This is a genomic window from Pseudomonas sp. G5(2012) (assembly GCF_000408945.1).
GTDB lineage: Bacteria > Pseudomonadota > Gammaproteobacteria > Pseudomonadales > Pseudomonadaceae > Aquipseudomonas > Aquipseudomonas umsongensis.
This window is the reverse complement of the sequence record NZ_APIO01000008.1, coordinates 38,809-48,519: the sequence shown is the minus strand read 5'-3', so window position 1 is coordinate 48,519 and position 9,711 is coordinate 38,809. Positions and strand designations below refer to the sequence as shown.

The following is a 9,711-nucleotide window of genomic DNA, read 5'->3' as shown; positions in this document are numbered from 1 at the left end:
ACAAGATTGATTATTGACCTCTTTGTGTAAAAGGACTCCCCCCATGGCCCTACTGCCAGAACTTGAAGCTTTCCTCGAACTCGCCATGTTCGGTCGCCTCACCGGCAAAAGCCGCCCAATGCACGAACAAACCCCGCAACAGGCACGGATCGACTTCGAAGCCTCTTCCAGCTTCCTCGATGTACCACTGGACCACATTGCCTGCGACCACTTCACCATCCCCGCCCGCGACGGCCACAGCCTCGCGGCGCGCCTGTATCGCGACGGCCAACCCTTCGACGGCCTGCAACCGGTGATGCTGTACTTCCACGGCGGCGGCTACGTGGTCGGCAGCCTCGATTCCCACGACGCCCTATGTCGTCGCCTCGCAGCCCAGGGTGGTTTTGCCCTGTTGACCGTGGATTATCGCCTGGCCCCCGAATGGAAATTCCCAACCCCGGTACAAGACGCCTGCGACGCCGGCAACTGGCTGGTACGCGAAGGCGCCCCCCGTGGTCTGGACGCCACCCGCGTGGCACTGGCCGGTGACAGCGTCGGCGCGACACTGGCCACGGTGTTGTCGATCATCGCCGTTCGCGAGCCTGCGGAACTGGCGCTGAAACCCAAGGCGCAGCTGCTGGTGTACCCGGTCACAGATGCCACCACCCACTGCGCCTCGCACCGGGATTTTGCCGAAGGTTACCTCCTGGAAACCCCGACCCTGGACTGGTTCTACGCCCACTACGCACGCACGCCTGCGGACCTGGCCGACTGGCGCTGCTCGCCGTTGCTGGCTGACGACCTGTCGGGTTTGGCGCCGGCGCTGGTGTACCTGGCCGGTTATGACCCGTTGCATGATGAAGGGTTGGCGTATGCCGAACGTTTGCGGGCGGCGGGGAATGAGGTGACGTTGCTGGAACAACCGGGCATGACCCATGACTTTTTGCGGATGGCGGGGTTGTTGGGGGAGGTGGAAGGGATTCATGCGCAAGTGGCGGGGTGGGTGCGATCGTGGTTGTGATCTGAAATGAAAAAGGCCGCCATCTCCATAAAAGGGATGGCGGCCTTATTGTGTCCGGAGCAAGGACTTTTGGTGGGACGTCTATCGCCTTCGCGAGCAGGCTCGCTCCCACAAATGAACTGTTTGTAACCTGGGTTTTGGATTTGCCGAACATCTCCTCTGGTAAGAACCCCTCAGGTCAGCTCGAACAAGTTGCCCGATGCGCGCAACATGGCGGTGCCGCTATCAATGCGCTGCGCGTAGTCTTCTGAAGCAATCTGCCATTTCAGGCCGGTCACCAACTCGCCAATGTGGGCGGTAGGTTGCAAAAGTTGCTCGGCACCGGGCAGGAACGGCAGGGCCAGGCCGCTGGCCTTGTCGATGACCTGGTAGCCGATGGTTGCCCCGCCAATACCCGCCGCCAACCCGCCAACCCCACCCAGTGCACCGCCGCGCTTGATGCCATACACCGTGGCCCCGGCCAGCATCGCCACGCCCAATACCCGCCCAGCCACCACCACCGGCGACAGCTCGCGGCTATTGTCATTGCCGAAGTAGGTCATGCGGTAGAAGAAGTAACCGGCCCACAGCTCCCGGGATTTCAGCTTGTCATGCATGAACCATGCGCGTGAGTCGTGCAACTGGTCATCGAACAGCGCCACCAACAGGGCCATGACTGGATCCTTGCTCGGCGTACCCCAGTCGTCACTAAACAGTTGCTTGGCACGTCGCTCGCCCGCTTCGTGAATAGCCGCGTGATCCCGTGCCTCGTCGTTCTCATTGAGCAGGTAGATCGTGTCGCGCAACAGCACATCGGTGATCTCGGCGCTCCAGTGGGTCTGCTCGCGCTTGAGGCCCCGGTAGTCGCGCTTGAATTCGGCGGCGGCCTGGCTGAGCTGGGTCTTGTCGATCTGTGGCTCATAGATCGGCGGGCCGGGATGATTCGTTGCCGCTTGTGGTGATTTCAGGCGATTTCCCAGGGCGATATCTTGCTGTTTCTTATAGTTCTCACGCCCTTTCTCGGCTTCCTCGGCCGTTGCCTCTGTTGCCTGAGTGAAGAAAGGCTGGAGTTTGTAGCTGTCGTTGTTTTGCAGTGAGTCGTTGGCATAACGGCCAATGCGCCAGCCGGTGATCCATCCCAGTTGATCGACCAGGGTTTCTTCCACGGTGGTGCTCAGCTGTTGTGGCACGTATTTCGAGGGTGAAGTATTGGAGGTTTCATTAGTCGCTATGCCCGGTAGGGTTTGGCGCCAAGCGTTGAAGCGTTCGACTAGTGCTTCGCTAAGTCCGAATTCCCTGTCAGTTGCAGGACTCAGGGCGCGCCACACTTTCTCTAGTTTCAGCCTTTCCGACAGCACTGTTTCCGGCACCTGCAGCGGCGCGCCAGCCGCAAAGGCTTCGGCATACAGGTCATGCAGGACGATCTGCGACACTAGCTCACTGGTGCCACCACGGGCCTTGCCCTGATCATTTTTCGGGTAGCCACCCCCGACATCGGAGTGCACACCGGGGTACACCACTTCATAGGTATTGGCCGGGTATTGGCCATCCTCGTTGCGGATCGAATCGAGCGGAAAACACGCACGCTGTTCGAAAGACGCAACGAAATGTCGGCAGCATTTGACGAGCTCCGGAAAGGTTTTTGCCTCCGGCAACAACTGGCTGTCATCGGCCCAGTCCATGTGCCCGGCAAAAAATGGTGCCACGTTAGCGATGCCCACTGAGGCCACGGTGTCCAGTATGCCAAGGAATTCGACGCTCACCGGCAGGCCGATCAGGCTCTGTGACGGTAGTTCCGCCCCCTCCGGGGTTTCGAACAACTGGCTGAGCCAGGTGACGAAGGTCCGGGCTTCTGCTGCGCCGCGGGAGAACCCGTATATGTACAGCTTGACGCCCAATACTTTGGGTGTGGCCCGCTCCACGCGGTCTAGCAAGGTACCGAGCACTTCTTTCATCACCCGCCTGCGCTTGCTGGGGCCGGCGCCAAACATCAGTGGAGCTTTCCACGTGCTCATAGAGGCGACGGCTTTCGCCCGTCGATCCTGAGAAAGTGGAGTTCCATTAAGCGCCGTATGCAAAGCGTCAAAGACGGAAACCAGAGCCCAGTTGATGCGGTCTTCACCGCCGGTGGCATATTTCAGCCCGTCTTCGCTGTAGTCCAATTCGCCAACTTCAGGGAAGGGCGTGCCCACACCGGGCATATAGTAGGAAAAGTAACCATTCTTTTTGGCCTCAGTGCCTTGAAGCGAGGCATGGAACAGCTTGGCGATGTTGCTCGGGTGATTATTCTTGGTGTCGTTGTTGTCATTGTTATTTGTGCCATCGAAAAACAGGCTGATGTGCAGACTGTGGCAACAACAGAAAAGTTGTGAGCGCCGCCCTTGAGCATCAGGTGTCCGCTGGAAGCGATCCTCCTCATAAGTGTGTTTTTGATAATTTTTTGTGACGATCCGAACATCCGCCGGAAGACGCCCCTCTAAAGGGAATACCGGTGGTGCCCAGGCTTTAGACTTTGAGTTGTTTTTTATTTCGGACATACAGCTGGCTCCTTCATCTGCATAGGTTCATTGATTGGATAGTTAGGTTGGCTATACACCGCGCAAGCGGTAGTGACCTTGACACGATTGCACGTTAAAAAATGCACTTTAAGGTCGCACGATTCTGTGCCTGGCCACTCTGGAATATCTACGCTGGCACTGTGGTGTTGAAAATTAGCTTCGTGCTGAGCCCATGATTCTTCATCGAAGCCATACCCTGTTTGTCTTCGTTTTAATTTTGCAAAAGGTTCAGGGTCAACTTCCCATTCAATATGCGCCTTCAAGCCAGGACGCCACTTGGTCGGCATAATAATGCAGCACGAACTTCCCCCTCCGCCATGAGCACGATAGCCGTTCACCGATAACCAGTTGATAGCATGGACTGTATGATTGACGGCCTCTATATTGCCGCCTGCCATTTTGTTATCCGCAGGGGTGCACCCAAGCAGCATAAATGTCGCCCCGCCCAGCAACCATAGTCCCCTTTCTTTCCTTTTCATTGTTTGCATTACTAGCAACTCCTTTGCTTGAAATCAGAAACCCAAGATTTTGGCGATTTTGGTGGAAAGACCGGAGTTGGATTGTTCATGTTCAGACTTCCCTGGCTTGGATGAGCGTTCAGGGCGGTGCCCTTTTCACCCGCTGTTAAGACTTGAAAACCTCTCAAAAAGTAAACAGGCGGGGATATAGGAAACATCTACGGCGCGTGTAGGATTGGTCTCTGTGTCGTAGCGCTTTTGATGTAGGATTTTTTACGGTCTTTTCGAAGGGGAGGGGAACAGCGACTTTGGACGGGGCAGATCGAGCGCGGATTGATCTCTTTTCACAGCTCTCCCGTGGATGGGTTCAAGTCTTTTTAATAGCCCCACCCAGTTACTTCATGAAAGCCACAGCACCTTGCGTCGTTGCCTACAGTTACTCCAGAATCCGCCGGCTTGTGCGCCTTGGGGTCGCTCGGTAACTTGGATCGGGTCACTGATTGTCAGTGATCGGGTTTAGTAGCCCGAGGGTTGTTAGTTAGGTGCATAGCGCTCCCTTCAGTCAGGTATTCATATGCCTGAACTTGATGGTGGCTGTGCGCAGGGCGCTTCGGCGCGCCGGTTAATGCTAACTCCCCCGGTCTACTAACCTGCGTACAGCCGCCACCCTTCGTTTAGTAGCAAGGTGGTTGCGGCTCCATCCAGGGAGTTTGCAAACATGTTCAAGGTGACACCAAATCCGCCGGATACCGATCCGACACCCTCGTCAGAAAATTCCGACTCAAACAACCCCAACGACCGCATCCCCTCGGCCGCCGACATCCAGTCCACCCCGCGCAAGCTCTGCAGCATGTTCATCGTCAACCCTGAACTCGATGTTGAAACCCTTCTGGCCCATGCCTGTGAGTCACTGGCTTCGGCCAATGTCATGGCGTTGGATCTGGCGGATCATATGCAAGGGGCAGGTCGTCATTCGTTGTTGGGGATTGCCCAGGTGATCATGTTGGGGGAGTTGGCGGTGAACCGGGCGTTGGACCGGATCGATCCGCCTGAATAATCAATGTTGGAGCGAGGGCCGCCTTCGCGAGCAGGCTCGCTCCCACAGTTGACCGAGGTGAACGCGGATTTTGTGCACACCGAAGATCCCCTGTGGGAGCGAGCCTGCTCGCGATGACGGCATCACATGCACCGCAAATATCGGCCCATACAAAAATGCCCGCATCTCGCGATACGGGCATTTTTTCATTTCAGCTCAGCCTCAGAAGTCGTACTTCGCGGTGATCTGCATGTTGCGCGGCTCTCCGTAGAAGGTGGTGCCGAAGTTGCCCAGGCCCGTCAGGTAGCGCTTGTCGAAGACGTTGTAGGCGTTGACGGTGAAGCTCAGGTGGTCGTCGTATTGATAACGGGTCATCAGGTCGACGAGGGTGTAGCCGCCTTGCTTGAGCATGGTGCTACCGCCTTCGCCGCCGCCTACGTTCGGGCTGTAGCTCTGGCCGTAAAACGCACTCTGCCAGCTGACGCCACCACCGACGGTGAACTGGTCCAGCGCGCCGGGCAGGCGGTAGGTGGTGAAGGTGCGTACGACGTGTTCCGGTTTGCTGGTGGCCAACGGGAAGCCGAAGATGCGTTGGTGATCCTTGTCGCGGGTACGGGCATAGGTGTAGCCAGCCGATACGTTCCAGTCCTGGGCCAGTTCGCCGGCCAGTTCCAGTTCAACGCCATTGGTGGTGGCGCCGTCGACGGCTTTGTAAATGCCGTCGCCGGTAATCTCATTGGTGCCGATCGACTCGGCAACGTTGTCCTGCTCGATGCGGAAGAAGGCCAGGCTGGCGTTGAGTTTGCCTTCCAAGTAGGCCGCTTTCAGACCGGTTTCGTAGCTGTCGCCTTCAACCGGGTCCAGGGTCTTGCCATCGGCGTCCTTGTTGATTTGTGGCTGGTAGATGCTGGTGTAGCTGGCGTAAACCGAATAGGTATCGTCCAGGTCATAGACCACACCGGCGTAAGGCGTGACGACGCCGTGTTCCTTGTAGCTGGCGTGGGTGTCGGCCAGGCCGGCGCCGGGGTAGTAGGTGTAATCCTCGTTGTACTTGTAGGTGCTTACGCGACCGCCGAGGATGAACGACAGGTCGTCGGTCGGGCGCAGGCGCGTGGCCAGATAAGCGCCGTTCTGGCTTTGGGTGCGCTCGTACTTGCCGTTTTTCGGGAAGTCCGGTTTCGCGATATGGCCTGTCCAGTCAAAGATGTTTCCCGGTACCGATCCATCGGAGTCGGTGGGGGTGCCATAGGTTGCGCCAGTCTGACGGGAGTGGGACGTCATGAAACCTGCCACCAGTTCATGCTCGCGACCGCCCAGGGTGAACGGGCCGGAGACGTTCACGTCAGCGGTGTTCTGCACGCGATGGCCTTCCCAGTGCCCCTGGTAAAAGAACATGCCTTCGCCGGTGTCGCGGTTCGGGTAGCCACCGCTGGCCGAGGCCAGTTGGGTGTCGTGATCGGTGGTTTTCTGGTCGAGGCTGAGCTTGAGTTTCCAGTCGTTGGCCAGCGCTTGCTCGAGGGACGCGAAGTAGGTGGTGCTGTCGAAGTCGCGGCGGCTCCAGTCGGCGCCCGGGTTGAAACCGCGGGAGAAGTCGGTCTTGCCGCCGTCGGCGTAGTAAACCGTGTTACCGGTCCAGGAACTGCCGCGAGGGGTGGCGCTGGATTTGTCGACGCCCAGGGTCAGCAGGGTATCGTCGGTCAGGTCGGCTTCGAGGATGCCGTAGTACAGGTCTTTCTTCTGGCTGTAGTGGTCGATGTAGGAATCTTTGTCCTGCAAGGCACCGACGAAACGGCCGCGCACGCTGCCGCTATCGTTCAGCGAGCCGGAGATGTCGCCCTCGGTACGGTAGTTGTCCCAGGAACCGGCGGTGGCGCTGACCGAGGCCTTGAAGTCCTTGGTCGGTTTCTTGCGGATCAGGTTGACCGTGGCCGCCGGGTCGCCGGCGCCGGTCATCAGGCCAGTCGCGCCCTTGATGACTTCGATGTGATCGAGGCTTGCAGCGTCATCGCTGTTGTTGGGGTTTTCACCGTACACGCCGTCGTAGGGAATGTTGACGCCATCGTATTGAAAGTTGGTGATGGCAAAGCCTCGGGCGGAAAATTCGGTACGGTCGCTGTCGTACTTCTGGGCGGTGACACCCGGGGTGTTGCGCAGCGCATCGGCGACGCTCGTCACACCGCGATCGTCCATCTGCTGACGGGTCACCACGGTCACCGACTGCGGCGTTTCGCGAAGGGTCAGCGGCAGCTTGGTGGCGGTAGTAGTCGCACCCGTGGTGTAGGAGCCGGTGTCTTCAGTGGTCAAGCCCAGGGCCTGGCCGGAAATGGTGGTAGCGCCCAGTTGCAGGCTCGACGAGCCACCCGACACCAGCGTCACGCTGTTGCCGTTGATCTGGAACGAAATGCCGGTGCCCTTGAGCATCTCGGCCAGGGCCGCGGAGGGCTCCAGCGAGCCGGACACCGCGCGGGACTTGATGCCGGCTACCTGGTCCGGGCTGTAGAGGATTTGCAGGTTGGTCTGCATGCCCAGTTGGGTCAGCGCGCTGGACAGCGGCTGCACGGCAATACTCACTTTTACAGGTGCTGCGTTGGCCATCGTGCTCCCCAGCAACGTGGCGGTCAGCAGGACGCTGGTCAACAGCGTTTTGTGCAATGACGGGCGCTGTACGGCCAGCGCGAGAGGGGTACGGCGTGGAAGAGATCGCATTACTTGCCTGTGCTCCTGAAAAAGTGTCGTGCAGATTTTTTATTAATGGGAATGATTATTAAGACGAGATGCGATTGCGAAACCGGAAAAGAAATGTGAAAGAAATGTCATTGGGGTTCAGGCAGGCACCAGCTCGGTGACGACCCGTCCGCTTTCCATGCGCACCAGTTGGTCGGCGACATCGAAATAACGGTCATCATGGGAGATCACGATGATGGTCTTGCCCAGGCGCTTGAGGTCCGGCAGCAGCTCGGTGTAGAAAATCCGCCGGAAGGTCGGGTCCTGGTCGGCCGCCCACTCGTCGAACACCAGCACCGGCCGCTCTTCCAGCCAGGCATTGACCAGCGCCAGGCGCTTGCGCTGGCCGGTGGACAGGTCGGTGGTGGTGAAGTTGCCGTCCTTGACGCTGACCTTGTGCGCGATCTCCAGGCGCTGCAGGTATTTGTTGGCGTCTTCGGGGATTTGCGTATCGCCCTGGACCACGTCGTCAAACAGGTAATAGTCGGCAAAGATGGTGGTGAACAATTGCCGATAGTCATCGCGATTGTGCGCGTCGATGGCCTCGCTGTTGACACGAATCTGTCCCTGTTGCGGCGTGTACAGGCCTAGCAGCAATTTGATCAGGGTGGTCTTGCCACAGCCGTTCTCGCCGACGATGAAGGTGATGTCGCCCTGCTTGATCGACAGGTTGACCGGGCCCAATTGGAAGGGCGCAGCACCCTCGACCGACGGGAAGGCGTAGCGCACGTCCGTCAGTTGCAGTTCGTGCACGGCCTGTTTGACCTTGCCTTGGTCGCTGAGCAGCAGGTGCGGTTCCGGGGTGGAAAACTGTTCGGAAAGTTCAGCGATGCGGCGAAAGGCGATCTGCGCACGGCTGACAATCGGCAGTGTGCCGATCAAATGCTCCAGCGGGCCTTTCATATACAGCAGCACCAGCACAAAGCCGCTCATGACGGTCTTGTCGGCGCTCGGCCAGAACGTTTGCAGGGCCAGGGCCAGGCCGATGACCACAAAGAACAGCATCGAGCCGAAGGTCTTGGCGATGACGAAGGTGTTGATCGAACGCACCTGGGTGTTGCAGATGAATTCGGCGGTGCCCTTGATGCCCGATGTGTACATGCGCTGGCGGCGAGGACGGTGGATGCGCAACTCCTTGGCGCCTTCGGCAATGGCGTTGTAGTGCTTTTGCAGCTCGTCTTCAGCGTCGCGGGCGGCCATGAAACCTTGCACGCCCTTGCTCTGGGCGTAGGCCTGGATCGCGCTGCCGATCAGGATCGCGGCCACCATGATCAGGAACATCGGCCACGACAGGATCGCCAGGTAGCCCATGCATCCCAGGGTCACGGTCAGGGAAATCGCCAGTGGGGCGAAGGCGAAGGCGAAGTCGCTGATGGTGTCGACGTCGTGGGTCAGCACCGGGATCAGGCGATGGCTGCGGTAACGCTCGATCTGTTCGATCGGCGCCGACAGCACCTTCTCGCCCAGCTGTTTGCGCAGCTTGGCGATGATGTGCTGGCCTACATAGTTGGTGCCGATGTCGGAGCAGATCGAACTGGCCAGCGCCAGCAGGCACAGGCCGGCGAACAGTGCGACCACGCCCTGGGTCAGGCCGCTGTCCGAGTGCAGGGCATTGTTGATGGTCGCCAGCAACACCGTGACGCTCAGTCCGCCGACCATGCCCAGGAATATGGAAGCAGCGACGATGAATCGAAAGGGTTTGAGCAGGGCGAACAATTCGCCGATGGCGCCTCGGGTAGGCTGGGTCATGGAAGACGGTTCCTTGGGTCGGAAGGCAGATACCCAGTAGAACGTCTGGTCGAGGGGTTAATTTAGAGGGGGGTGACTGGTGGCGGGGAACTACACGTAAATCCCTGTAGGAGCTGCCGCAGGCTGCGATCTTTTGATCTTGTTTTTAAAAAAATCAAAGTCAAAAGATCGCAGCCTGCGGCAGCTCCTACAGTGGATGGTAGGGGG

At 58.7% G+C, this 9,711-nt stretch carries 7 protein-coding genes; 3 read left to right on the top strand and 4 right to left on the bottom strand.

Annotated elements, in window-relative coordinates:
* Positions 1–43 precede the first annotated feature (43 nt).
* On the top strand, positions 44–1,000 hold the full coding sequence (locus tag PG5_RS03500) for an alpha/beta hydrolase (protein WP_020795704.1): 957 nt from the start codon (positions 44–46) through the stop codon (positions 998–1,000).
* 173 nt (positions 1,001–1,173) lie between these two features.
* Here PG5_RS03500 and PG5_RS03495 read toward each other — a convergent pair whose 3' ends face one another.
* Positions 1,174–2,994: a DUF2235 domain-containing protein gene (locus PG5_RS03495; RefSeq protein ID WP_371106598.1), complete on the bottom strand. Its 1,821-nt coding sequence runs from the start codon at positions 2,992–2,994 to the stop codon at positions 1,174–1,176.
* Between the two features lie 57 nt (positions 2,995–3,051).
* On the opposite strand from PG5_RS03495, the gene PG5_RS35230 reads away from it, so the two are divergent.
* Positions 3,052–3,351 (top strand): hypothetical protein, encoded by a 300-nt coding sequence (locus tag PG5_RS35230; RefSeq protein ID WP_371106597.1) that lies wholly within the window; start codon positions 3,052–3,054, stop codon positions 3,349–3,351.
* A gap of 152 nt (positions 3,352–3,503) precedes the next feature.
* Here PG5_RS35230 and PG5_RS33175 read toward each other — a convergent pair whose 3' ends face one another.
* Positions 3,504–4,025 (bottom strand): DUF3304 domain-containing protein, encoded by a 522-nt coding sequence (locus PG5_RS33175; RefSeq protein WP_081648137.1) that lies wholly within the window; start codon positions 4,023–4,025, stop codon positions 3,504–3,506.
* A gap of 688 nt (positions 4,026–4,713) precedes the next feature.
* Here PG5_RS33175 and PG5_RS03490 point away from each other — a divergent pair.
* A complete protein-coding gene (locus PG5_RS03490) occupies positions 4,714–5,052 on the top strand; it encodes a DUF6124 family protein (RefSeq protein ID WP_020795702.1) in 339 nt (112 codons plus the stop codon).
* 201 nt (positions 5,053–5,253) lie between these two features.
* Here PG5_RS03490 and PG5_RS03485 read toward each other — a convergent pair whose 3' ends face one another.
* Together PG5_RS03485 and PG5_RS03480 are read right to left on the bottom strand one after the other, a co-directional pair.
* A complete protein-coding gene (locus tag PG5_RS03485) occupies positions 5,254–7,737 on the bottom strand; it encodes a TonB-dependent siderophore receptor (protein ID WP_020795700.1) in 2,484 nt (827 codons plus the stop codon).
* Positions 7,738–7,854: 117 nt separating this feature from the next.
* On the bottom strand, positions 7,855–9,504 hold the full coding sequence (locus tag PG5_RS03480; protein WP_020795699.1) for a cyclic peptide export ABC transporter: 1,650 nt from the start codon (positions 9,502–9,504) through the stop codon (positions 7,855–7,857).
* Positions 9,505–9,711 lie beyond the last annotated feature (207 nt).

What these genes read in the sequence shown, in the direction of transcription:
- PG5_RS03495 (WP_371106598.1), bottom strand. Translation starts at nt 2,994, where the DNA reads ATGAGCACGTGGAAAGCTCCACTGATGTTTGGCGCCGGCCCCAGCAAG.
- PG5_RS03480 (WP_020795699.1), bottom strand. Translation starts at nt 9,504, where the DNA reads ATGACCCAGCCTACCCGAGGCGCCATCGGCGAATTGTTCGCCCTGCTC.
- PG5_RS33175 (WP_081648137.1), bottom strand. Translation starts at nt 4,025, where the DNA reads ATGCAAACAATGAAAAGGAAAGAAAGGGGACTATGGTTGCTGGGCGGG.
- PG5_RS03490 (WP_020795702.1), top strand. Translation starts at nt 4,714, where the DNA reads ATGTTCAAGGTGACACCAAATCCGCCGGATACCGATCCGACACCCTCG.
- PG5_RS03500 (WP_020795704.1), top strand. Translation starts at nt 44, where the DNA reads ATGGCCCTACTGCCAGAACTTGAAGCTTTCCTCGAACTCGCCATGTTC.
- PG5_RS35230 (WP_371106597.1), top strand. Translation starts at nt 3,052, where the DNA reads ATGCAAAGCGTCAAAGACGGAAACCAGAGCCCAGTTGATGCGGTCTTC.
- PG5_RS03485 (WP_020795700.1), bottom strand. Translation starts at nt 7,737, where the DNA reads ATGCGATCTCTTCCACGCCGTACCCCTCTCGCGCTGGCCGTACAGCGC.